This is a genomic window from Streptomyces melanosporofaciens, assembly GCF_900105695.1.
GTDB classification, from domain to species: Bacteria; Actinomycetota; Actinomycetes; order Streptomycetales; family Streptomycetaceae; genus Streptomyces; species Streptomyces antimycoticus.
Genome location: NZ_FNST01000002.1, coordinates 9,651,208 through 9,674,455 on the forward strand (window position 1 = coordinate 9,651,208; position 23,248 = coordinate 9,674,455).

17 protein-coding genes and 1 pseudogene are annotated in these 23,248 nt (G+C 72.8%); 12 read left to right on the plus strand and 6 right to left on the minus strand.

Going from position 1 to position 23,248, the window contains the following annotated elements; translation table 11 throughout:
• Window positions 1-56 precede the first annotated feature (56 nt).
• The 3 genes from BLV72_RS43740 (at window position 57) to BLV72_RS43750 (ending at window position 2,949) form a co-directional block, all read left to right on the plus strand.
• Window positions 57-1,070, plus strand: a complete 1,014-nt coding sequence (locus BLV72_RS43740) for a permease (protein WP_093469442.1) — start codon at window positions 57-59, stop codon at window positions 1,068-1,070.
• Entirely contained in the window at window positions 1,067-1,801 is a 735-nt protein-coding gene (locus tag BLV72_RS43745; protein WP_093469444.1) for a TIGR03943 family putative permease subunit, read from the plus strand. The genes BLV72_RS43740 and BLV72_RS43745 overlap by 4 nt, the downstream gene beginning before the upstream one ends.
• A 137-nt stretch (window positions 1,802-1,938) precedes the next feature.
• On the plus strand, window positions 1,939-2,949 hold the full coding sequence (locus tag BLV72_RS43750) for an alpha/beta hydrolase fold domain-containing protein (protein ID WP_093469445.1): 1,011 nt from the start codon (window positions 1,939-1,941) through the stop codon (window positions 2,947-2,949).
• 90 nt (window positions 2,950-3,039) lie between these two features.
• Here the strand turns inward: BLV72_RS43750 and BLV72_RS43755 are convergent, their stop codons facing one another.
• Both BLV72_RS43755 and BLV72_RS43760 read right to left on the minus strand, forming a co-directional pair.
• Window positions 3,040-4,704, minus strand: a complete 1,665-nt coding sequence (locus BLV72_RS43755) for an IlvD/Edd family dehydratase (protein ID WP_244321514.1) — start codon at window positions 4,702-4,704, stop codon at window positions 3,040-3,042.
• 150 nt (window positions 4,705-4,854) lie between these two features.
• A complete protein-coding gene (locus BLV72_RS43760) occupies window positions 4,855-5,670 on the minus strand; it encodes an SDR family oxidoreductase (RefSeq protein ID WP_167746529.1) in 816 nt (271 codons plus the stop codon).
• A 230-nt stretch (window positions 5,671-5,900) separates the two neighbouring features.
• Here BLV72_RS43760 and BLV72_RS43765 point away from each other — a divergent pair, with 230 nt between their 5' ends.
• Window positions 5,901-6,641 carry an SDR family NAD(P)-dependent oxidoreductase gene (locus BLV72_RS43765; protein WP_093469448.1) on the plus strand — a complete coding sequence of 247 codons (741 nt, stop codon included), beginning with the start codon at window positions 5,901-5,903 and terminating at the stop codon, window positions 6,639-6,641.
• 16 nt (window positions 6,642-6,657) lie between these two features.
• Here BLV72_RS43765 and BLV72_RS43770 read toward each other — a convergent pair whose 3' ends face one another.
• Window positions 6,658-9,648, minus strand: coding sequence for a SpoIIE family protein phosphatase (locus tag BLV72_RS43770; protein ID WP_093469450.1), 2,991 nt, complete (start codon window positions 9,646-9,648; stop codon window positions 6,658-6,660).
• Between the two features lie 165 nt (window positions 9,649-9,813).
• Between BLV72_RS43770 and BLV72_RS43775 the strand changes: the two genes are divergently transcribed.
• Together BLV72_RS43775 and BLV72_RS43780 are read left to right on the plus strand one after the other, a co-directional pair.
• A complete protein-coding gene (locus BLV72_RS43775; protein ID WP_093470884.1) occupies window positions 9,814-11,001 on the plus strand; it encodes an acyl-CoA dehydrogenase family protein in 1,188 nt (395 codons plus the stop codon).
• A 33-nt stretch (window positions 11,002-11,034) separates the two neighbouring features.
• Window positions 11,035-11,493: an RrF2 family transcriptional regulator gene (locus tag BLV72_RS43780; RefSeq protein ID WP_093469451.1), complete on the plus strand. Its 459-nt coding sequence runs from the start codon at window positions 11,035-11,037 to the stop codon at window positions 11,491-11,493.
• Window positions 11,494-11,577: 84 nt separating this feature from the next.
• Here BLV72_RS43780 and BLV72_RS43785 read toward each other — a convergent pair whose 3' ends face one another.
• On the minus strand, window positions 11,578-12,300 hold the full coding sequence (locus BLV72_RS43785) for a TetR/AcrR family transcriptional regulator C-terminal domain-containing protein (protein ID WP_093469453.1): 723 nt from the start codon (window positions 12,298-12,300) through the stop codon (window positions 11,578-11,580).
• A 98-nt stretch (window positions 12,301-12,398) separates the two neighbouring features.
• Between BLV72_RS43785 and BLV72_RS43790 the strand changes: the two genes are divergently transcribed.
• Window positions 12,399-14,105, plus strand: a complete 1,707-nt coding sequence (locus BLV72_RS43790; RefSeq protein WP_425288490.1) for a CocE/NonD family hydrolase — start codon at window positions 12,399-12,401, stop codon at window positions 14,103-14,105.
• Window positions 14,106-14,212: 107 nt separating this feature from the next.
• Here BLV72_RS43790 and BLV72_RS43795 read toward each other — a convergent pair whose 3' ends face one another.
• On the minus strand, window positions 14,213-15,199 hold the full coding sequence (locus BLV72_RS43795; RefSeq protein ID WP_093469456.1) for a D-2-hydroxyacid dehydrogenase: 987 nt from the start codon (window positions 15,197-15,199) through the stop codon (window positions 14,213-14,215).
• 408 nt (window positions 15,200-15,607) lie between these two features.
• Between BLV72_RS43795 and BLV72_RS43805 the strand changes: the two genes are divergently transcribed.
• The 5 genes and pseudogenes from BLV72_RS43805 to BLV72_RS43825 form a co-directional block, all read left to right on the plus strand.
• Window positions 15,608-16,975 (plus strand): MFS transporter, encoded by a 1,368-nt coding sequence (locus BLV72_RS43805; RefSeq protein WP_093469459.1) that lies wholly within the window; start codon window positions 15,608-15,610, stop codon window positions 16,973-16,975.
• Window positions 16,976-17,042: 67 nt separating this feature from the next.
• Window positions 17,043-17,708, plus strand: coding sequence for an HAD-IA family hydrolase (locus tag BLV72_RS43810; protein ID WP_093469461.1), 666 nt, complete (start codon window positions 17,043-17,045; stop codon window positions 17,706-17,708).
• A 49-nt stretch (window positions 17,709-17,757) separates the two neighbouring features.
• Window positions 17,758-19,152 carry an NAD(P)/FAD-dependent oxidoreductase gene (locus tag BLV72_RS43815; RefSeq protein WP_093469462.1) on the plus strand — a complete coding sequence of 465 codons (1,395 nt, stop codon included), beginning with the start codon at window positions 17,758-17,760 and terminating at the stop codon, window positions 19,150-19,152.
• Between the two features lie 96 nt (window positions 19,153-19,248).
• Complete coding sequence (locus BLV72_RS43820) at window positions 19,249-20,853, plus strand: PucR family transcriptional regulator (RefSeq protein WP_093469464.1); 1,605 nt, start codon at window positions 19,249-19,251, stop codon at window positions 20,851-20,853.
• A pseudogene (locus tag BLV72_RS43825) lies at window positions 20,850-21,649 on the plus strand (class I SAM-dependent methyltransferase); the annotation flags it as partial. The gene BLV72_RS43820 and the pseudogene BLV72_RS43825, both read left to right, overlap by 4 nt.
• Before the next feature lie 62 nt (window positions 21,650-21,711).
• Here the strand turns inward: BLV72_RS43825 and BLV72_RS43830 are convergent.
• Window positions 21,712-23,172, minus strand: a complete 1,461-nt coding sequence (locus tag BLV72_RS43830; RefSeq protein WP_086709762.1) for a PucR family transcriptional regulator — start codon at window positions 23,170-23,172, stop codon at window positions 21,712-21,714.
• Window positions 23,173-23,248 lie beyond the last annotated feature (76 nt).

Sequence of the window (23,248 nt, forward strand, 5' to 3'; positions counted from 1 at the left end):
TACTGGAGGGGGCGGGGAACCGCGCACCCACCCTCGACGCCGGAGGTACCTCACCCGTGAGCACCACGACCAAAGCGGCCCCGACCGGGGCCGGCCGCCGCGCCGCGGGCGATCCGCGGGGCGGGCGGTTCGATTCGTCCCTCGGCCTGATCATGCTGCTGGTCCTGGTGGTCACGGCGCAGGGGCCGATCCGCCGGGCGCTGTCGGCTCCGGTGACGCAGAGCTGGATGACCGTGTTCGTCGCGGTGGTCCTGCAGGCCCTGCCCTTCCTGGTGCTCGGGGTGGTGCTGTCGGCGCTCATCGCGGCGTTCGTCCCGCCGTCGTTCTTCGCCCGCGCGCTGCCGCGGCGGCCCGCCCTCGCGGTGCCGGTGGCGGGGGTGGCCGGGGCGGTGCTGCCCGGCTGTGAATGCGCCTCGGTGCCGGTGGCCGGGGCGCTGGTGCGCCGGGGCGTCACGCCCGCGGCGGCGCTGGCGTTTCTGCTGTCCGCCCCGGCGATCAACCCGATCGTGCTGACCGCCACCGCCGTCGCGTTCCCCCGCGACCCGGAGATGGTGCTCGCCCGGTTCGTGGCGAGTCTGCTCGTGGCGTGTGCGATGGGCTGGCTGTGGCAGCGGCTGGGGCGGGCCGACTGGCTGCGCCCACCGGCCCGCCCCTCCTTCCACGGCCACGGCAGGGGCGCCGCGTTCTGGGCGTCCATACGCCACGATGTGATGCACGCCGGTGGTTTCCTCGTCGTCGGCGCGATGGCCGCGGCCACGCTCAAGGCCGTGGTACCGGCGAGCTGGCTGCGCGGCGCGGCCGATGACCCGGTCGTGGCGATCCTCGCCCTGGCGGTCCTCGCGGTGCTGCTGTCGATCTGCTCCGAGGCCGACGCCTTCGTGGCCGCGTCCCTGTCGCAGTTCTCGCTCACCGCCAGGCTGGCGTTCCTGGTCGTCGGGCCGATGATCGACCTGAAGCTGTTCGCCATGCAGACCGGCACCTTCGGCCGCGGGTTCGCGCTGCGGTTCGCGCCCGCCACCTTCGTCCTCGCCGTACTGATGTCGGTCCTGGTCGGGGCGGTGCTGCTGTGAACCGGAAGGCTCAGGCGATCGTGCTGTTCCTCATCGGCGGGGCGGTGCTGCGGGCCGGTCTCACCGGCCTGTATCTGCGCTATGTGAAGGCGGGGCTGCGCCCGTTGCTCCTCGCGGCCGGTGCCGTCCTGATCGCGGCCGCCGTCGCCACCATCTGGTACGAGCGGCCGCGCGCGGCCGATGGCGACCCGCACGCGGAGGAGGGCGACGGCGGCCACGCCCATCGGGAACCACGGGTCTCCTGGCTCCTCGTGCTCCCGCTGTTCGCCCTCATCCTGGTGGCGCCGCCCGCGCTGGGCTCGTACACCGCCATGCACACCGGCACGGCGCTGCAACGCCCCTGGGGCTTCCCCGCGCTCCCCGCCGGTGACCCGCTGCCGCTCAATGTGGCCGATTACGCGGGCCGCGCGGTGTACGACCACGGGCGCTCCCTGGAGCACCGCAGGATCGAGGTCACCGGTTTCGTCGCCCTCGACGGCCACGGCGCCCCCTACCTCGTCCGCATGGCCCTCAACTGCTGTGCCGCCGACGCCCAGCCCGTCAAGATCGGGCTGACCGGACGGATCCCCCCGGTGCTGCAACCGGACACCTGGCTCCAGGTCATCGGCACCTACACCCGCAAGCGGACCACGGACCCCGTGGGCGGTGGCGCCATCCCGTACCTCGAGGTCAGCAGCTCCCGGCCGGTCCCGGCCCCGCGCGATCCATACGACGAGAGCTGGAACGGCTGACCGCCCGGGTGCCTCCGCAGGAACCGGCCGTCGTCCCGCCACCCGGCCGGTAAGATCGTCCGCGCGGCGGCCGCCCTTCGGGCAGCGGGCGGTCGGCGACGGGGGATGTCCGTCACCACGACCCTGGGAGCCAACCAATGGCGAACACCTCCCCCGACCCGGCGGCCACGGCGCCGCTCGGGCCACCGCCACCGTTCGACCCGGAGCTCATCGCGCCACTCGCGGCCATCAACGAGATACTGCGGCCCGGCGGATCCGGGGCGGATCCGGCGGCGGGGGACGGTCAGGGTGTGCCCGGCATGGAGACGCTGACGAACGAGGATCTGGAGCGCGACGGGGCCTTCCTGGTCGAGGAGCGGTCCGTCCCCGGCCCGGCGGACGCGCCGGAGGTCTCGCTGCTGATCTGCCGGTTGGCGGACGCGGCCACTCCTGTACCGGCGCTGTATCACATCCACGGCGGTGGTATGACGGTCGGCCACAACCGCCTGGGTGTACCGGAGTTGCTCGACCTCGCCCAGGAACTGCGGCTCGCCGTGGTGTCCGTCGAATACCGTCTCGCGCCGGGGACCCGGCATCCGGGGCCGGTCGAGGACTGCTACGCCGGGCTGCGCTGGACCGCCGAACACGCCGAAGAGCTGGGCATCGACCCGGCGCGCATCGTGGTCGTGGGCGGCAGCGCCGGTGGCGGCCTCGGCGCGGCCGTCGCGCTGCAGGCCCGGGACCGCGGCGGCCCGGACCTGTTCGGGCAGCTGCTGATGTGTCCCATGCTCGACGACCGCAACGACACACCGTCCGCCCAGCAGATGACCGGGATCGGGGTGTGGGACCGCGCCGCCAACGAGGCCGGATGGGCCGCGCTGCTCGGCGACGCACGCGGGGGCGACGACGTCTCGCCGTACGCCGCGCCCGCCCGTGCCACGGATCTGTCCGGACTGCCGCCCGCGTTCATCGACGTCGGCTCGGCGGAGACCTTCCGCGACGAGGACGTGGACTACGCCCGCCGCATCTGGCGAGCCGGGGGAACGGCCGAACTGCACGTCTGGTCCGGTGCCTTCCACGGCTTCAGTGGCATGGCACCGGAGGCCGCCGTCTCGCGGGACGCACGGGAGGCGCGGCGGCGGTGGCTGCGCAGGCTCCTGGCCCACTGACGGAGCCCGTGTGCGGGCCATACGCATGGCCCGCGCACGGCCGCCGCGGGAACCACCTGACCCCCCGTCGGCGGTGGCCGCGCGAAAGGGTCAGTGGGACTCGCGGGGCACCTCGTGTCCGCTGGAGCCGACCAGGAAGTCCAGGTCCAGCCCCTGGTCCGCCTGGAGCACATGCTCGGTGTAGAGCCTGCTCCAACCCCGGGCGGCGACCGGCGGCGGGGGCTCCCAGGCGGCCCGCCGGCGCTCCAGCTCCTCCTCGGCCACCTCCAGCGTCAGCGCACGCGCCGGGACGTCCAGGGTGATCCAGTCGCCGTCGCGCACCAGCGCCAGCGGGCCGCCGACGGCGGATTCGGGGGCCACATGGAGCACGACGGTGCCGAATCCGGTGCCGGACATCCGGCCGTCGCAGATCCGCACCATGTCCTCCACGCCCTTGCGCAGCAACTTGGGCGGCAGCACCACATTGGAGACCTCGGGCATGCCCGGGTAGCCACGAGGGCCGCTGCCCCGGATCACCAGCACGGTGTTCTCGTCCACCGGCAGGTCCTCGTCGGCGTGAACGGCGATGTAGTCCTCCGGTGTGTCGAACACCAGGGCCCGGCCGCGGTGCTGGAGCAGATGGCGGGACGCGGCCGACTGTTTGATCACCGCCCCGTTGGGCGCGAGATTGCCACGCAGCACCGCGGTGCCGGTGCCCGCCTCCTGGAACGGGTCGTCCAGCGTCCGGATCACCTCACGGTTCCAGCACTCGGCGTCGCCGACGTTCTGCGCCACCGTGCGCCCGTTCACCGTGGCCGCCTCCGTGTGCAGCAGCGCGCCCAGCTCGCGCATCACCACCGGAAGGCCCCCGGCGTAGCAGAAGTCCTCCATCAGGAACCGTCCGGAGGGCTGCAGATCGACCAGTGTGGGCACCTCCCGGGCCAGCGCGTCGAAATCGTCGAGCGTCAGCGGCACCCCCAGCCGCCCCGCGATGGCCAGCAGATGGATCACCGCGTTGGTGGAGCCGCCGATGGCCGCGTTGACCCGTATCGCGTTCTCGAACGCCGCCCGGGTCATGATCTGTGACGGCCGCAGATCCTCCTCCACCATGGCCACGATCCGCTGCCCGGCGCGCTGCGCCGTCTCGTACCGCCGCGAGTCCACCGCCGGCCAGCTCGCCGAATAGGGCAGTTGCATACCGAGTGCCTCGGCCATCGACGCCATGGTGGACGCGGTGCCCATGGTCATGCAGTGCCCGTTGGACCGGGCCATGCAGCCCTCGGCGAAGAAGCACTCCTCCTCGGTCATCCGCCCCGCCGCAAGCTCGGCCTCGAACCGCCACACCTGCGTGCCCGAGCCCACATCCCCGCCCCGGTACTTGCCGTTGAGCATCGGGCCGCCGGTGACCATGATGGCCGGCAGATCGACGCTGGAGGCGGCCATCAGCAGACCGGGGGTGGTCTTGTCACAGCCGGACAGCAGCACCACACCGTCCAGCGGGTTGGCGCGTATCAGCTCCTCGGCCTCCATCGCCAGCAGATTGCGGTACAGCATCGCGGTGGGCCGCATCAGCGTCTCGCCCAGCGCCATCGCCGGGAACTCCAGCGGAAAGCCACCGGCCTGCCAGACCCCGCGCTTCACCGACTCCGCCACCCGCTGCAGATGGCTGTTGCAGGGCGCCAGCTCCGACCAGGTCGTGGCGATGCCGATCACCGGACGGCCGTCGAACACCTCCCCGGAATAGCCCTGGTTGCGCATCCAGGACCGGTAGACCATGCCGGACCGGCCCTCCGCGCCGAACCAGGCCGCGCTGCGCCGCCGGCCGTGTGTTCCCGTGTCAGTCACTTCTGCACTCCCTCTGGTGAACGGTGATGGAGTCTGGGCGAAGGGCGGTCTTGGCGACGGCCGTCTCGGCGAAGGGCTCTCTCAGCGAAGGGTGATGACGTTTCCGGTGATGAGCGCGGCCTCGTCCGAGGCGAGGAAGACGATGGTCTTCGCGACCTCGTCCGGATCGGCGACATGGAAATGGGTGGGGCTCGAGGCGACGAACCGCCGGACCTCGTCCGTGACCCACCCGGTGTCGGTGACGGGCGGCTGCACCACATTGGCCGTGATGCCGAGGGCGGCCAGCTCCGCGGCCGCCGACAGGGTGTAGTCGGTCTGCGCCGCCTTCGCCGCGCCGTAGGACACCTCCCCGGGGAAACCGAGCTCCCCTCCCGACGTCAGGCCCACGATCCGCCCCCAGTCGGCACCGCGTGCCCGGTGGCGGCGGGCCAGCTCACCGATCAGCAGCGCGGGCGCCATCGCGTCCACCGCGAACTGCCGGGACCAGGTCTGTGCGGTGACGGGGCGCAGCGGCCGGTCGAACCGGTCGGCCGGATCGGGGGTGAAGGTGTCCTGGATCCATCCCGAGGCGTTGTTGACCAGGATGTCGACCGGGCCCAGGCGGTCCTCGGCCATGTCGAACAGCCGCCCCGGAACCGCGGGGTCGCCGAGGTCCGCCTCGAACGCCTCGGCCCGCCCGCCGGCCCGGCGGATCTGCGCCGCGACCTCTTCGCCGTCGATGGATCGCGCGGCGTGGTAAGGATCCGCGGCGTCCCCCTCGCCGGGGCCGCGCGGGCGCAGATAGGTGCAGAGCACCGCGACGCCGCCGGCGGCCAGCGCTCGTGCCGTCGCGGCGCCGATTCCCTGGTTCGCCCCCGTCACCAGGGCGACATGGTTGGTTGACGATGTTTCCCGCACCCCCGCAGTACAGCAAAGACGAGCGTCAGGCGGAAGATCGTGTCAGCCGCGGAGCCGGGGCCGTTGTCGTCCGGCTTCGAGGATCGGCGGATATGGCGTCCCGTCACCGGGCCGCCGCGCCCGTTCAGCCTCAGGGGCGGCGAGCCGTCCGGCCCGGGGTGGGCGGGTGCGGTAATCATCCGGTGCGTGCGGTGTGGATCGGTGTCCGGCACACGGTGAGGAGTGTCCGCATGAGTGGTGAGCTGTCCGGAGCCACGGCCCTGGTCACGGGCGCCACGGCGGGGATCGGCCGCGCCGTGGCGCTGCGGCTGGCGGCGCTGGGGGCCGAGGTGGTCGTCCACGGCCGGGACGCGCGGCGGGGTGCGGAGGTGGTCGAGGAGGTGTCCGCGGCGGGGGCCACGGCCAGGTTCGTGGCGGCGGATCTCGCCGAGGCCGATGATGTGCGGCGGCTGGCCGACGAGGCGGGGGAGGTGGATGTCCTGGTCAACAACGCCGGCGTCTACCGGTTCGCGGACACCGCCGGGACCTCGCCCGAGATGTTCGACGTCCATATGGCCATCAACGCCCGCGCACCGCTTCTGCTGGTCGGGCGGCTCGCACCGGGTATGGCCGCTCGGGGCCACGGGGTCATCGTCAACCTCAGCACCATCGCGGCCGGTGCCCCCGCCCGCAACGCCGGGGCGTACGGCGCCTCGAAGGCCGCGCTGGAGCTGCTGACCCGGGTGTGGGCCGATGAGTTCGGCGGCCGGGGAGTCCGGGTCAACGCCGTCCGTTCGGGCCCGGTCCGTACGCCGGGCACCTCCGAGATGGGGGAGGAGGCCCTGCGGACCGTGGCGCGGGCCACGGTCCTGGACCGACCCGCGGCGCCCGAGGAGATCGCCGAAGCCGTTCTGTTCCTGGTCTCCTCGCGGGCGAGCTACATCACCGGCGCCATCCTCGAGGCCCGGGGCGGCGAACTCGCCATCGGATGACGCGGGCCGCGCATTCCTAGATCGTGCCGCTGTACGCGATGGGCTGTTCCGTCCAGATGCACTTGCCCTCGGCGGTGTAGCGGGTCCCCCAGCGCTGCGAGAGCGCGGAGACCAGCTGCAGCCCCCGCCCGCCCTCGTCCGTCTCGGCGGCCCGGCGGATCCGGGGGGTGGTGGAGCTGGCGTCCGAGACCTCGCAGATCAGCGATCTGCCAAGGATCAACCGGAGCCGGGTCGGCCCCCTGGCGTGCCGCACGACATTGGCCACGAGCTCGCTCACCAGCAGTTCGGTGGTCATGACGAGATCGTCGAGACCCCACGCCTCCAGCTGTTCGCGGACATGGGCGCGGGCGAGACCGGCGGCCGCCGGGTCTTCCGGCAGCGGCCACCCGGCGGCGTTCCCGGAGGGCAGTCCGTGGAGCCGGGCGATCAGCAGGGCGGTGTCGTCGGCGGTCAGCCGCTGGGCGGGCAGCATGGTCCCGACCAGGAGGTCACAGAGCCGGTCGAGCCGGTCGTGGTCCTCGCCGTGCTCGCCGCCCGCCTCCCGGCCGTTGGTGCGCGGACGGCGCGGGGGACAGGTGAGGAGCCGGCCGTATTCGCTGGTGAGCACCTGGGTGCACTCGGCGATGCCGGTGTCGATATCGCGCGCCGCGGACTCCACCAGACCGTCGGTGTACAGCACCAGCAAAGTGCCGTCGGGCACCTGGAGATCCACGGTGGAGAACGGGGGCTCGGCCGCCCCCAGCGGCGGATCGGGCGTCGGGTCCAGGCACTCCACGCTGCCGTCGGGGCGCACGATCAGGGGCGGGGGATGACCGGCGCGGGCGAGGGAGGAGGACCCCGAGACGGGGTCGTACACCGCGTACAGACAGGTGGCGAAGGAGTCGTCGCCCAGATCGCTGACCACCTCGTTCAGATGGGCCAGGACCTCCTCGGGAGGCAGTTCGAGGTTGGCGAGCGTGTGCACGGCGGTGCGCAGCCGCCCCATGGTGGCGGCCTCGGCCAGACCGTGGCCCATCACATCGCCGATGACGACGGCCACCCGCTCCGCGGACAGGGGAATGACGTCGTACCAGTCGCCGCCGATGTCCGTACCGCTGCTGGCGGGCAGATAGCGGACGGCGGGGGTGAGGGCGGCCGGAGAGGGCAGGGCCCGGGGCAGCAGTCCGCGCTGGAGCGCTTGGGCGCGGGCGTGCTCGGCGTCGTAGAGGCGGGCCCGGGCCAGTGCCTGGGTGATCACGCCAGTGAGGGCGGTGAGCAGGGTGCGCTCATCGTCGGAGAACTGGCGGGGCTCGGCGAAGGAGACGATACACACGCCGATGGTGACTCCCGAGGCGATCATGGGCAGCACCGCCCATGCCTTCTTCCGGGAGAGGGCGGGCCTGCCGACCAGGTCGGGGAAGAGCTCCTCGTACTCCTCGGCTGAGGAGATGAAGTAGGGCAGGCGCGAGTTGAGCACATCATTGAGCGGACGGAAGCCCTCGAACGCCGGAATTCCGTCGACCATGCGGAGGAAGACGCTCGGATACCCGATCGCTCCGCCCAGGTGCAGCCGACCGCCCTCCAAGATCTCGATCAGCAGACCCGCGGCGCCGAACGGCGGCAGCACATGGTCGGCGACGACGTCGACGACGTCCTGGGTGGTCACCGCCTCGGCGAGCGCACTGGTCAACTTGCGTATCCAGGCTGCCTGTTCGGCGCCGGCGCGCTCGGCCTCCGCACGCCGTGCGGCCTGGGTACGGCGCTCGGTCGCGTCGGTGAGATAGGCCGTCAGCCCATCGGGTACGGAGACCAGCCGGATGTGGTACCAGCGGTCATCGGTGGGCCACCGGATGTCGAACCCGGTCGGCCTGCCGTCGGCGGCGGCGCGCCGGCAGCGCTCCTCCAGCTCGGGGACCGTGCCCGCGGGGCCCTCCCAGAGCGGTCTGCCGAGCACCTCCGCGGCCGGGCCGACCAGGCGCTCGGCCTCGACATTGAGGAAGGTGATCCGCCAGTCCTGGTTCACCGCGAAGAACGCGTCGCTCATGTACCGCAGCGCCTGCCCCACCGACTCCCGGGCCATCCGGCTCTCGGTGGTGTCCCAGATCTTCCCGATCATGCGGACGGGCTGACCGTCCTCGTCCAGCTCGAGATGGGCGCGGCTCTGCACCCACCCGCCGGTCCCGTCGGGGCGGCGGACCCGGTACTCGGCCTCGTACCCGCTCCGCTCACGGAGCGACTTCTCGGTGGCGGCCATCACCCGTGGCATGTCCTCGGGGTGGATCAGGTCGATCCACCTCTCGATCCGCCGCTCGTAGCCGTGGGGGATGCCGAGGAGCGTCTGGCCCGCCCCGTCCCACCACATCTCACCGGTGCGGATGCCCCATTCCCAGGAGCCGACGTTGACCACTTCCAGGGGCTGCTGCAGCACCGAGCCGCCCGGCCGCTGGTGCCACCAGGGGTGTTCGTCGCAGTCGCCGATCCCGCCCGCCGAGCGCGAGAGTCGGCGCTCGGCCCAGTGTCCCACCGCCTCGAGGAAGGCGGCCTGTTCCGGGGTCGGCTCCCGCGGGCCGGTGAGGACGGACAGCGCGCCCACCGGCCGGTCCGGCCCGGTCAGCGGAACGGATGCCACCGTGGTCCCCGCCGGCAGGGCCCCGGAGGAGGCGCGGCCGGTCTCCCCGGGGCCGAGGGTCTCGTGGGCGGCCGCGGGCAGCCAGACGAAGCTGCCGTCCCGCACGGCCCGGGCGGGGGCGAGCGGGGCCTCGTCCTGGCGGATCTCCTGCCAGCCCCCGAGGGCGGGCAGCGGCAGCCCGCTGGCCAGGACCAGGCGCAGCGTCCGGCTGCCGGTCGGGCCACAGGACCAGTGCATCAGCCCCGCGAGTCCGCCCAGCTCGGAGACCGCCTGGTCCAGGGCGTACTGCAGCGCCTCACGGTCGTTGAGCGCGGCGCCCACCGTCGAGAGCAGGGAAAGCCGTTCATCGCCCCATGAGCGGGAGCGCCCCACCACATCTGTTCCGCGCCGCTCCTCCATCCCCGGACCTCACCTCATGGAATAGAGCATTCTCGGACAAACGTAGCACTGGCGTATGCCCGGCATCACTCACTGGGCGTTCATGGCCAAGTTCCCTATTTTCCCTACTGGAAAAATAGGGAATGATGAAGTCCGGCCGGATGGAGGGGAGCGGGCGTGACGGTGATGGATGCGGTGGCCGAAGCGCCCGACCGCGCGTGGTGGCTGCAGATCGCCGGCGAGGCGGCTGACGACCTCGCCACGGACGCGGTCATCCGCGACCAGGCCGGCAAGACGCCGTACGACGAGATCGCCCGGTTGCGCGAGGCGGGGCTGCTGGCGCTGCTGATCCCCGTCGAGCACGGGGGCGGGGGAGCGGGCTGGTCCACGGCCTGCGCCGTCGTGCGGAAGATTGCCGCGGCCGATGGCGCGATCGGCCAGGTGCTCGGCTGCCACTATCTGCTGTCCTTCAGCGCCCGCTTCTTCGGCGGGGCCGAGCTGGCCGCCCGCCTGGAGCGGGAGTCGGCGGCGGGGCAGTGGTGCTGGGGCGGCGGGCTGACCACCCGCGAGCCACGGCTGACGCTCACCGCCGGGAGGGACGGCCGGGTGGTGAACGGACGCCAGGGCTACGCCACCGGCGTCCTGGTCGCCGACCGGCTGGCCGTCCGCGCCACCCACGCCGATACCGGCGAGCCACTGGCAGTGCTGGTCGACACCGCCGATCCCGGTGTGGTGTGCGGCAGCGACGACGGGGACACCTTCGGGCAGCGGCTGGCGGCCGGCGGCAGCGTGGAGTTCGACGCGGTGCCGGTCGAGGACGACGCGGTGCTCGGCCCGCTCTCCTGGGACGAGGACACCCCGTCGCCCTTCAGCGGTCTGGCCGCGCCGACCGGACGTCTGGTCTCGGCGCAGATCTGTCTCGGGATCGCGCAGGGGGTGCTCGCCGAGGCCCGCGAGTACACCAGGGCCGTACACGCGCCCTGGCCGCACACCTCTCCGCGTGATCCGTACGCGCTGACCACCTACGGGGAGCTCACCGTCGCCACGTTCTCCGCCACCGCCCTCGCCGATCAGGCGCTGGAGGCCCTGGACGGCGGGCTGGCGCGGGGCGAGGACCTGACCGATGACGAATGCGCCGAGATCACCGTGCTCGCCGCCGCGGCCGAGGCCGCCGCCTCCCGGGCCGCCCACGACGCCACCGCCCGCGCCCTGGACGTCGTCGGGGCGCGCTCCGCCTCCTCCGCCTACGGATTCGACCGCTTTTGGCGCAACGCGCGCACCCATACGCTCTACGACCCCGTCGACCACCGGCTCCGCGAGGTCGGGGACTACTTCCTCAACGGCGAGCACCCCCCGTTCACCCTGCCCTTCTGACGGCCCGCCGCGCCGGTGGCGGATAATCACGGTATGCGGATCTCGGCGAAGGCGGACTATGCGGTGCGGGCGGCGTTGGAACTGGCCGCGGCGGGGGAGGACACCTCCGTCAAGGCCGAGGCGATCGCCGGTGCGCAGGGCATACCGCACAAGTTCCTCGAAGGGATTCTGGGCGATCTGCGCCGGGGCGGGCTGGTGGCCAGCCAGCGCGGGGGCAACGGCGGCTACCGGCTGGCCCGCCCGGCGGACACCATCAGCATCGCCGAGGTGATCCGGGTGGTCGACGGGCCCTTGGTGTCGGTGCGCGGAGTGCGCCCGCCCGAGCTGTCGTACTGCGGACCGGCGGAGTCGCTGCTGCCGCTGTGGATCGCGGTGCGGGCCAATGTGCGCAAGATCCTCGGCGAGGTGACCCTCGCGGAGGTGGCCGCGGCCCGGCTGCCCGGCGACGTCCTGGGCCTCGCCGAGGACCCCGAGGCATGGACCAATCCCTAGGGTCTGTCGTTTGGATCAGGCCGGATCAGCTCCCCGATCCGGCCTGATCCAAACGACAGACCCCAGCGGCCCGCGGCCGCCGTCCTACGACCCGGCGTCCAGGCCGTCGACCATGCGGTCGAGCAGACGGGTGAACGTGGCGTCGGGGCTGAGCGGGCGGGCGGGGGCGGAGAGCGCCTCGGCGAGCTCGGGGTGGTGTCCGTCGGCGGCCACCGCGGCGAGGTACCGGGCATCGGCGGCGGCCCGGTCGGGTGAGTCGGCGAGCGCGGCCTGAGCGATCTCATCGGCGACGAGTCCGGCGACGAAACCCGTGATCAGGCTGAACACCTCCAGCTTCGCACCGCCGTCCAGCGCGGTGGGCCGCAGGGCGGCGAGCGCGTATTCCACGAAGTCCAGGGTGTGGGGCCCGAAGGACCAGCGGCGGTTGAACAGCGCGGCGGGAAGCCAGGGGTGGCGCAGCATCAGGGCGCGCTGGGCATGGGCGATGGCCTTCAGATCGGCGCGCCAGTCGCCGGTCAGCGGGGCGGGCGGTGACAGCTCGCCGTTGACGTGGTCGACCATCAGCAGCAGCAGTGTCTCCTTGTCGGGAGCGTAGCTGTAGAGCGACATGACGCCGGCGCCGACCTGCGACGCCACCCGCCGCATGGTGACCGCCTCGATTCCCTCGGCGTCCGCCAGGGCGACAGCGGCGGCGGTGATCGCCTCACGGCTGAAGGCGGGTTTACGCCCCTTGCGGGGCTGCTGGGGGCTCTGCCACAGCTGCTGGGGGTCCACGCCTCCGGCGCCGGACCCATCACCGCGAACCACGACCTGATCGCTCCTTCCCGCCATGGCGACTTGCGGAATCCATCCAAGCATCTACTATTCTCGTACGTGGTACGGGAATGCAGGGAGGGGAATGCGGGATGACGCCACCTACACGTGATGCCGGGTCCGGGGCCACCGACGGAGTGGCCGCGGCCACCTGGGTCGCACCTTCGGGCAGGCCGCCGCTGGCGGCGCGGATGATGAGGGCGACCTGGCGCGGCCTGCCGGCCAGGCGGTACGAGGCCGGATGGGAGCCGGACCTCGAGATGCCGGCCGCCGACGGCAGCACCCTCCGCGCGGACCACTACTTCCCCCGCGCCGAGGGCGACTTCCCCACCCTGCTGGTGCGCTCGCCCTACGGCAGGGGAGTGCCCTGGTCGCCCATGTACGGGATGCTCTTCGCCGAACAGGGCTTCCACGTCGTGCTGCAGAGCTGCCGCGGCACCGGTGGCTCGGGGGGCGCGTTCGACCTGTGGCGCAACGAGGCGGCCGACGGCCAGGCCACCGTGGCCTGGTTGCGGGACCAGCCGTGGTTCAACGGCGCGCTGGGCACCATCGGCCCCAGCTACCTCGGCTATGCGCAGTGGGCGCTCGCCCTGGACCCGCCGCCGGAGCTGCGGGCGATGGTGGTACAGGTCGGGCTGCACGACCCCCATGCCCTGTTCCACCGCGGCGGCGCGCTCCAGCTGGAGAACGCCCTGCTCGTCGGTTCCGGCATGACCTCCCAGCACCGGGGGTTCGGCCCCTTCCTGCGGGCCACGCTGCGCCTCAAGCGCCATCTGAACCACATCACGGGGGCGCTGCCGCTGCGCGGATCGTATGTGCGTGGCCTCGGGGGTGAACTGCCCTGGCTGGACGCCGCGATGTCCCATCCGGACGCCGACGACCCGTTCTGGAACGGCGCGTCCACCGGTGGCGCCGCCGACGGCCTGCACGTCCCCACCTGCCTGATCAGCGGCTGGCAGGACGCGCTGGTGGACCAGACCTTCGAGCAGTACGGCAGGCTGCGCCGGTCCGGCTGCGACACCTCCCTGCTCATCGGCCCGTGGACACACACCTCCGCGCTCCAGCAGGGCTGGTCTGAGGTCTTCGCCGAAAGTCTCGCCTGGCTGCGCGCGCATCTGTGTGACGACCCCTCGGAGCTGCGCCCGGCCCGGGTGCGGGTGCACATCGGCGGTCAGGAGCGCTGGCGGGACCTCGACGACTGGCCGCCGTCCCCGGACACCGCCCCGTGGTACCCCGCGGAGGGCGGGCGGCTCACCCGGCAGTCGCCCGAGGCGTCCGCCTCACTGGCCTCCTTCCGCTACGACCCGGCCGACCCCACCCCGTCCATCGGCGGGCCGCTGCTCTCGCCCACCTCCGGAAACCGTGACAACGGCGACCTTGAGAAGCGCCCCGATGTGCTGACGTTCACCGGCGAGCCGATGGACGAGCCCATGGACGTCCTCGGGCCCGTCGCCGCGCGGCTGCGGATCTCCACCGACACCGGGTACGCCGATGTCTTCGCCCGCCTGTGCGACGTCGACGAAAAGGGCCGTTCGGTCAATGTGTGCGACGGGCTGATGCGGCTGCCGACCGGGCCGGAGCAGCCCGTGGAGATCACCGTGCCGATGAGCTCCACCGCCCACCGCTTCCTCCCCGGCCACCGGATCCGCCTGCAGATCAGCGGCGGCGCCCACCCCCGTTCCGCCCGCAACACCGGAAGCGGCGAGCCGGCGCTCGACGCGACCACCCTCACGCCCGTGCGCATCACCGTGCACGGGGCCTCGGTGCTGGACCTCCCGGTGGTCCGCGCCGAGCGATGAGCCGGCGACCGGCGCGCGCGGGGGGCGCGCCGGCCGCCGGTGCACACCTCCGCCCGGCACCGGGCGGACACCCGGCCGCGGTCGGGAGCCCCGCCACGGCGGGCCTCCTACCGTGGCCGGGCCGGATCGTCCACCACATAGCCGAGGGCCTTGTCGACCACATTGCGCAACGGACGGCCCTCGCTCCGCCGGATCAGATTGTCGAGGAACAGCTCGCCCAGGTCACCGCGCCAGTCCGTCACCTCGCCCGCGGTGTGCGGGGAGACGATGACGCCCGGCATCTCCCACAGCGGCGATTCCACGGGCAGCGGCTCGTGGGTGAAGACGTCCAGCGCCGCCCCGGCCAGCCTGCCCTGGGCCAGGGCGTCGACGAGGGCCTGCTCGTCGACCAGCGGGCCACGCCCGACGTTGACCAGCCGCGCACCCCGCTTCATCGCCGCCAGTACGGGCGCGTCGACCATGCCACGGGTGGCGGGGGTGAGCGGGGCGGCCAGGACCACATAGTCCGCCTCGCCCAGCGCCTCGGGCAGGGCCGCCGGGCCGTGCACCACGCCGAAGTCCGGGTCGCCGGTCCGCGGTGTGCGGCCGGCGCCGCTGACCCGCATGCCGACCGCGCGCAGCAGACGGGCGACGGCACGCCCGATGGAACCGGTGCCCCAGACCAGGACCGTCCGGTCGCCGATGCGCTCGCTGTCCGAGGGCCGCCACTCCCGGCGGCGCTGATGCTCCCAGGTGCCGGGGAAGTCCTTGGCCAGGGAGAGGATCAGCCCCAGGACGTACTCGGCGATGGGCCGGTCGTAGACGCCCCGCGCGTTGGTGAGCACCACCTCGGGATTGCCGGTCAGCGCGGGGAAGAGAAACGGGTCCACCCCCGCCGCCGCCACATGCACCCAGCGCGGCGCCTTCGCCGGATCGCCGGGCCAGGCGGCGGCCACCGCGGCGGACAGCGGCCACCACGCGAGCAGGGCGTCCGCCCCGGGGAGGAACAGCGGCAGCTCCTCCTCGGTGGCGTACACCGTCTCGGCGAGGGACTCGATCCGCGCCCGGTTGGGCGGCAGATGGTCCCGGTACAGGACGACCAGCCGGTCAGCCACGTCCGGCTCCCACAGCGGCGACCGCGGCAGTGGCATCGGTCATGACGGGTCTCCCACGGGCGTGACGGGTACGGGCGGACGCCTCAAGCGTGACCGCCGCCACGCCGGTGGACAACGGACAGAGTGTCCACCCGATGACGAGGGACGGAACACGGTGGACGTTGACGGTGGCCGTCGGCTGAACCAGGGTGATGGCCAGCCGGAACACATCACCGGCCGCTCCGGAGCCCATCCCCGTCCCCGGGCCACACCCGCCCACCGCGCGGTTCCCCCGCCGCATGCGTCCCGACCGCGTACACCGCCGTGCGTGCCCACCGAATGCTTGACACACGATGCCCGCCACCGCCCCGGCACCCCCGGCATCGGCCCGCGCCGCAGCGCCCCTCCTCGTCCCCAGGAGAAGCAAGCATGTCCCTGCCCGGAACCTCCCGAGAGCCCCTCCAGAACTCCTCGCCCACCCTGGACAACGCCCCCGTCACCGCCTTCCACCGCAGGATGGTCCTCGTCGCCATGGGCGGTCCGTTCTGCGACGGCTATCTGCTCGGCATCATGGGAGTGGCGCTCAGCCTGATCACCCCGGCCCTGGCCCTGGACACGCTGTGGACCGGCCTCGTGGCGGCGTCCGTCCTCGTGGGCGTCTTCCTCGGTGGCGCGGTGTTCGGCCCGATCACCGATCGGGCCGGCCGCCATCTGATGTATGTGCTCAACCTGGCCGCGTTCGTGATCGGCTCCGCGCTGCAGTTCTTCGTCACCGAGGCATGGCAGCTGCTGGTGCTGCGGCTGTTCATCGGCATCGCGATCGGCGCCGACTACCCCATCGCCTCGGCCCTCACCACCGAGCTGGTGCCGCGTCGGATGCGTGGCCCCGCCCTGTCCGGGCTGGTCCTGGCCTGGTGGGTCGGCTACGGGGTCAGCTACTGGGCCGGGTGGCTGCTGCTGGGCACCGGCGACGACGCATGGCGCTGGATGCTCGCCTCCGGTGCGGTCCCCGCCGTCCTCTTCCTCCTCCTGCGGGCGGGCGTTCCCGAGTCGCCGCGCTGGCTGGCCTCGCGGGGGCGGGTGGAGGAGGCCAGGGAGGTCGTACGCCGCCACCTCGGCCAGGAGGTCAGCGCCGAGGAACTGCTCGTCGAGTCACGCCCGGACCGGCGCGGCGGCTCCGGCCTGGGCAATCTCGCCGAGATGTTCCGCCGCGGCTACGGGATCCCCGCCCTGTTCTGCTCGCTGTTCTGGATCTGCCAGGTGGCGCCGGCCTTCGCGGTGCGGTCCTTCCAGCCGCAGATGCTGGAGTCCTTCGGGGTGACCGGCACCTTCGGCGCCAGCGCGCTGATCACCACGATCGCGGTCGCCGGAACGGGCCTCGGACTGCTCGTGGTCAACCGCATCGGCAGGCGTCCGCTGCTCATCGGCAGCTTCCTGTGCATCAACGTCTCCCTGATCGCGCTCACCGTGCTGCCACTGCACTACGCGGCCCTGGTGGTGGCCCTCTTCGCCGCCTTCCAGTTCTTCGAGGCCGCGGGCAGCGGACTGCAGTTCGTCTATCCCAGCGAGCTGTTCCCCACCGATCTGCGGGCCACCGGCGTCGGGGTCGCCACCGCCATGAGTCGGGTGGGTTCCGCCTCCAGCACCTTCCTGCTCCCGATGGCCACCGCCGACTTCGGGGTGCGCGGCACACTCGCCATCGGGGTGGTGATCACCCTCATCGGCCTGGTGGTCTCGGTCCTCCTCGCCCCCGAGACCAAGGACCTCGGCCTGGCCGAAGCCAGCAGCCGCGCCTGACATACCAACACACCTCGACCTGACGCGTCGTCAAAAGCACTGCCATCGCACCGGAAAGGACACGCCCATGCGCAAGCTGGTCTCCTTCGACTGCTACCGCACGCTCATCAACTTCGACACCCGTACCGCCACCCACGAGATCGTCAAGGACCGGCTCGCCGAGCTCGGCGTCGACCCCGAACAGTTCCACCACGACGCGTATGTGATGCGCTTCCAGGGCGTCCTGGACGAATACCTGCCCTACCGGGAGATCGTCCGCCGCACCCTGCGCAACGTCATGACGCTGCACGGCCTGGAGTACCGGGACGAGGACGGCGAGGCACTGATCGAGGCCATCAAGAAGTTCACCCCCTTCCGTGAGGTCCCCGACGCGCTGCGCCGCCTCAAGGGCGAGTACGACATCGCCATCCTCTCCAACAGCGAGGACGACCTGATCGCCTACGCCGTCGAGGCGCTCGGCGTGGACTTCGACCATGTGCTCACCGCCGAGCAGGCCGGCGCCTACAAGCCGCTGCCGCAGGCGTTCGAGTACCTCATGAAGGCCACCGGCCGCGGCCCCGGGGACATCATCCACACCGCCCAGGGCTGGGAGTACGACATCATGCCGACCAAGCGCTACGCGGGCATGCGGCGGATCTGGGTGAACCGCTACGGCTTCCCCGGCTCGCCCGCCTTCCAGCCGTACGAGGAGATCAAGGACCTCTCCGAGCTGCCCGGACTGCTCGGGGTCTGACCCCCGCCCCGGCCACTCCCGCCACCGCCCACCCCCGGGAAGGGAATCCATGACCGCCACCACGGCCGGCCGCCCGGCGCCGGTCAACGGCCGCGTCGCCCACTGGTTCGCCGAACTCCCCACCTCGCGCCCGGCGTTGCCCGGCGATCGCGACGCGGATGTGTGCGTCGTCGGCGCCGGACTGACCGGGCTGTGGACCGCGTACTACCTCAAACACGCCGACCCCGGGCTCCGGATCACCGTCCTGGAAGCCGAGTTCGCCGGATTCGGTGCCTCCGGCCGCAACGGCGGCTGGGCCTCCGGACTGATCCCCGGCGCCCGCGACCGGATGGCCAGGGCCTATGGCAGGCCCGCGGTCCTGGACTGGCAGCGGGCCATGAACGAGGCGGTGGACGAGGTGATCGACGTCGCCGCCCGCGAGGGCATCGACGCTGGCATCGTCAAAGGCGGCACCCTGCGCGTCGCCCGCACCCCCGCCCAGGCCACCCGGCTGCGCCACAAGGTCGAACAGGACCATGAGTGGGGGGTGGCCGACTCGGTGCTGCTCACCCCCGCCGAATCCGCCAGGCGCATCCGCGTCGACGGGGTCACCGCCGCCGCCTTCACCCCGCACTGCGCCCGGCTGCAGCCGGCCGCCCTGGTCCGCGGCCTCGCCGACACCGTCGAACGGCTCGGTGTCACCATCCATGAGAAGTCCCCGGTCACCGCCATCGAACCGGGCCGTGCGATCACCGCGCACGGCAGCGTCCGGGCCCCCGTCGTCCTCCGGGCCACCGAGGGGTTCACCGCGTCCCTCAAGGGGCTGCGGCGGGCCTGGCTGCCCATGAACAGCTCCATGATCGTCACCGAGCCGCTGCCCGCCCGGATCTGGCGGGAGATCGGCTGGGAGGCCCGGGAAACGCTCGGGGACACCGCCCACGGCCATATGTACGCCCAGCGCACCGCGGACGACCGGATCGCGATCGGCGGCCGCGGGGTGCCCTACCGCTTCGGCTCGCGCACCGACCACCAGGGGCGGGTCGGCGAGCGCACGATCGGCGAGCTCGTCCGGACCCTGGAGCGGATGCTGCCGCAGACGGCCGGGGCCCGGGTGGACCACGCCTGGTGCGGCGTGCTGGCCGTGCCCCGCGACTGGTCCGCCACGGTCGGCCTGGACCGGGCCACCGGGCTCGGCTGGGCCGGCGGATACGTCGGCCATGGCGTCACTTCCACCAATCTGGCCGCCCGCACCCTCACCGATCTGGTCCTGGAGCGCGACACCCGGCTCACCCGGCTGCCGTGGACCGGCCACGCCCCGGGCACCTGGGAGCCCGAGCCGTTCCGCTGGCTGGGGGTGCGCGGCCTGTATGCCGCCTACCGCCTCGCCGACCGCCATGAGGCGGGCGGACGTGTCCGTACCTCACCCATCGCCACCATCGCCGACCTCATCGCACGCCGTCCGTGAGGCCGCCCGCCGCCGCGTCCGGGCCCGGTTCGACGGCCCTGGGCGCGGTGGCCCGGCTCTGCGATGATGAGCGGTATCCGGAGGGAGTCCGTCCAGATGCCGTTGCTCACGGTTACCGACGTCCTGCGCCTTCCCGTCATCGTCGCGGGACTTCCCCGTGTCATGGCCGGCGAGGGGCAGCTGGCCCGTGCGGTCCGCTGGGTGCACGTCACCGAGCTGCTCGACCCCGCCTCGTTCCTCGAGGGCGGAGAGCTCGTACTGACCACCGGCATGCCCCAGCCCAACGACCCCAGCCGGCTGCGCGGCTATGTGGACCAGCTCGCCGACATCGGCGCCGCGGGGCTCGTGGTGGAGCTCGGCCGCCGCTACCAGCAGGTGCCACCGGACCTGGTGGCCGCCTGCCGCGCACGGGACCTACCGCTGATCGTCCTGTCCCGCGGCATCCGCTTCATCGAGGTGACCCAGACCGTCCACGCGCTGATCCTGGACGCGCAGGGCGAGCTGCTGCGCCGCTCCCAGCAGGTCCATGAGATCTTCACCGCGCTGACGCTGCGCAACGCGGAGCCGAAGGAGCTGGTCCGCGCCGCCGCCGAGCTGATGGGCCGCCCGGTGGTCCTGGAGAACCTGCTGCACCACGCGGTGGTCTCCTGTACGGCCGGTGGCACGGCCGGCAAAGTCCTGGAGGCGTGGCCGCGCCGCTCCCGTGCCACGCCGACCCCCGACACCGCGGGGGCCAGCGGACCCGAGGACTGGCTGGTGGCCCCCGTCGAGCACAGCGGCAGGCGCTGGGGGCGGCTGGTGGCGTTGCCGGACGCGGCCGCCCCCGCGGCCGACCCGGAACACACCATGATCCTCAGGCGCGCCGCCACCGCCCTCACCCTGGCCCGGCTGACCGGCCACACCCAGTGGGACCGCCAGGCCCACACCTGCGCGCTGCTGGAACTGCTGCGCTGGAGCTACCGCGGCCGCACCGAGGCGCGTATCCGCATCGAGGCCCTGGGCATACCCGTCATCGGCCACCGCCTCATCGCCCTCGCCATCGGCCACCACGGCGCCACCGCCGACGAGACGGGCCTGGACGACCGGCTCGCCGACACGCTGCGGGACTCCGGCATCCGGGCCCTGGTGGGTCGGCTCTCCCCGGACCGGACCGGGGTGCTGCTCGCACTGGCCCGGGCCAGCGCCTGGCAGCCGGTGGTGGAGCGGGTCAGCCGGCTCACCGAGGAGACACTGGGCGAGCCGGGGGTGGTGGCGGTCGGTCCGGGAGTGACGGAGATCGACCAGGTGGCGCGGGCGTTCCGGGAGGCCGAGGAGGTCGTGGACGCCATCGGCCCCGGTACCCCGCACCGGCCGTTCCATGTGCCCTCCGACGTCGGACTGCCCGAGCTGCTGTACGCGCTTCGCGACGACATCCGCGTACAGAAGTACGTCGAGCACCAGCTGGGCAGGCTGATCGAGTACGACGAGCGGCATGCGGGCGATCTGCTGACCACGCTGCGCCACTACCTCGCCGCCGGTAACAAGTCCATCGCCGCCAAACAGATCGGCCTCTCCCGCCAGGCGTTCTACCAGCGGCTGCACACCATCGAGCGGCTGCTCGGCCGCGACCTGGAGTCCGGTGTGCAGCGCACCCAGCTCCATGTCGCCGTCACCGCCCTGGACACGCTGACGGCGGCCGGCGCGGGAGGATGGGACGCATGACATCCGAGACCGGCTATCTGCTGGACAACCGGCAACGCGAGGCCGGGCGGCGCTTCGACGCGCTGGCCGAGCTCTTCGACCCGTGGACCCTCGACCACCTCGACCGGCTCGGCCTGGCCGCCGGCTGGCGCTGCTGGGAGGTGGGAGCGGGCGGCCCCTCGGTACCCACCGCCCTCGCGGAGCGGACCGGGCCCAGCGGACAGGTGCTGGTGACCGACATCGACACCTCCTGGCTGACGGAGCTGTCCGGTCCGGCCGCCGCCCGATCGAGGTGCGGCGCCACGACGTGGCCCGCGACGAGCCACCGGGCGGCGGCTTCGACCTCGTCCACGCCCGGCTGGTGCTGGTGCATCTCCCGGACCGGGCCGAGGCGCTGCGGCGGATGGCCCAGGCGGTGCGGCCGGGCGGATGGCTGCTGGTGGAGGACGCCGACCCGGCGCTCCAGCCCCTCGCCTGCCCCGACGAGCGCGGCCCGGCCGAAGAGCTGGCCAACCGGATCCGCCGCGGGTTCCGCGCGCTGCTCGCCGAGCGCGGTGTGGACCTCGCCTTCGGCCGTACCCTGCCCGCCCTGCTGCGTGGCGCCGGGCTGCACGACGTACGCGCCGAGGGCTGCTTCCCACTGACCTCCCCGGCATGCCGGGAGCTGGAGGCGGCCACCGTGCGTCAGTTGCGCGAGCGGCTGGTGGCGGGCGATCTGGCCACCGAGGAGGAGATCGAGCACCATCTGGACCATCTGCGCGGCGAGGCGATGGACGTCACCACCGCACCGCTCATCACCTGCTGGGGCCGGCGGCCCAGTGAGTGGGCGGCAGGGCCAAGGGGCTCGGCCCCACTGAGCGGATGGCAGGGCCGGGGCCCTCAGTCGAGCAGACCGAGCTGTCCCGCGGCCCGGATCGCCAGCCAGACCTCGGCGAACGCACCGGTGCTGGACAGATCGCGGCCGGTCAGCTCGCTGAAGCGGCGCAGCCGGTAGGCGAGGGTATTGGGGTGCACATGGAGAGCCGCGGCCGCCTCGTCCGTACGGCGGTCGCGCTCCATCCAGGTGCGCACCGACGGCAGCAGCCGTGAGCCATGCCCCGCGTCGTAGCGCTGCGCCTCGCCCAGCACATGCTCGACCAGGTCGGTGAGGGCTGCCGGATCGTCGGGCAGCCAGCGGCCGGTGACATCGTCGCCGTACCGTACGAGGGCCCGGCCGGACGCGACGGCGTGGGAGGCCGCCCACAGCGCCTCGCGCTGGGCGATCCGCAGCGGGGTGCCCGGGCTGAACGGGCGGCTCATCCCGGCGGCCACGCCGGGCAGCGACTCGACCGCGTCGCCCAGACCGGGCGAGCCGAGCAGATAGCGGTCCTCGCCGCGCTTGAGCAGCAGACACGGCTGATCCTCCAGCGCCCGCAGTACGGCGTCCTCGGTGACGCCCCGGACCACCGCCAGCACGGTCTCGCCCTCGATGGAGTGGCGCAGCAGATGGCGCCGCGCCACCGCGGGTTCGAGCGCGCCCTGCAGCAGCTCGGCGAGGATCTCCGCGCCCTCGCGGCGCAGTGTCTCCCGTTCGGTGCGGACCATGGCCACCTGGAGGGCGGCCACCGTGGCGATGTGCTGCACCACGGCCAGCCCCGCCGGGCGGGCACCCTCCCGTTCGAAGGCGATGAGGAAACCCGCCGGGCCACCGGGGGAGGGGACCGGGAGGGCGAAGCCGCCGGGGATCGTCGGCGGGGCGTCCGCCGAGCCGGGGATCACCGAGGTGTCGGGCGCGGGCACACCGGGCAGCAGCGGTCGGCCCTGAGGGGTGCACAGGTAGATGTCGTAACCGGACAGCTTCTCCAGCCGGCTGAAGAGCGTCGCGGTGTCCAGGTTCTCCGAGGTCAGCCAGCGCAGCGCGCCGAACACCTGGAGCTGGGCGCCCAGCCGGTGGCGGGCGTCCTCCTGGACGGCGGCGGCCACTTCCTGCGCCACCGCCATGAACGGCACGGCCAGCGGGATCTCCAGGACCGGCATCCCCCGCTCCTCGGCGGCGTCGAAGAACGCCCGGCGCAGCGGGGGCATCCGCAACTGGGCGGAGACGGCCAGGGCGGCCACCCCGGCGTCGTCGAGCCGCTCCAGATAGCCGCGCTGTCCGGCCGCCGAGCGCGGCATCGCTATCCCCGTCGTCATGATCATTTCGGAGCCGAGCAGCCAGGGCGTGGGGTCGTCCAGCTCGCTCACATGGGCCCAGGACACCGAGCGGTGCAGCCCGGCGCCACCCGCGATCAGACGTAGCTGGAGGGCCGGATACGACAGCAGATCGTCGACCGTCACACCCTGCTCTTTGTTGTTCACCACAAATTGAGCGTAACTCTTCGTCTCAGCAACGATTGTCCCGCGGTTCCTCCGCTGTGCAGACTCGCCCGACCGGACC

Bases quoted from the DNA above. Each gene is read 5' to 3' on its own strand.
- BLV72_RS43815 (WP_093469462.1), top strand. From the start codon at position 17,758: ATGACCGCCACCACGGCCGGCCGCCCGGCGCCGGTCAACGGCCGCGTC.
- BLV72_RS43775 (WP_093470884.1), top strand. From the start codon at position 9,814: ATGGATGCGGTGGCCGAAGCGCCCGACCGCGCGTGGTGGCTGCAGATC.
- BLV72_RS43750 (WP_093469445.1), top strand. From the start codon at position 1,939: ATGGCGAACACCTCCCCCGACCCGGCGGCCACGGCGCCGCTCGGGCCA.
- BLV72_RS43790 (WP_425288490.1), top strand. From the start codon at position 12,399: ATGACGCCACCTACACGTGATGCCGGGTCCGGGGCCACCGACGGAGTG.
- BLV72_RS43805 (WP_093469459.1), top strand. From the start codon at position 15,608: ATGTCCCTGCCCGGAACCTCCCGAGAGCCCCTCCAGAACTCCTCGCCC.
- BLV72_RS43780 (WP_093469451.1), top strand. From the start codon at position 11,035: ATGCGGATCTCGGCGAAGGCGGACTATGCGGTGCGGGCGGCGTTGGAA.
- BLV72_RS43770 (WP_093469450.1), bottom strand. From the start codon at position 9,648: ATGGAGGAGCGGCGCGGAACAGATGTGGTGGGGCGCTCCCGCTCATGG.
- BLV72_RS43820 (WP_093469464.1), top strand. From the start codon at position 19,249: ATGCCGTTGCTCACGGTTACCGACGTCCTGCGCCTTCCCGTCATCGTC.
- BLV72_RS43765 (WP_093469448.1), top strand. From the start codon at position 5,901: ATGAGTGGTGAGCTGTCCGGAGCCACGGCCCTGGTCACGGGCGCCACG.
- BLV72_RS43755 (WP_244321514.1), bottom strand. From the start codon at position 4,704: ATGGTCTACCGGTCCTGGATGCGCAACCAGGGCTATTCCGGGGAGGTG.
- BLV72_RS43810 (WP_093469461.1), top strand. From the start codon at position 17,043: ATGCGCAAGCTGGTCTCCTTCGACTGCTACCGCACGCTCATCAACTTC.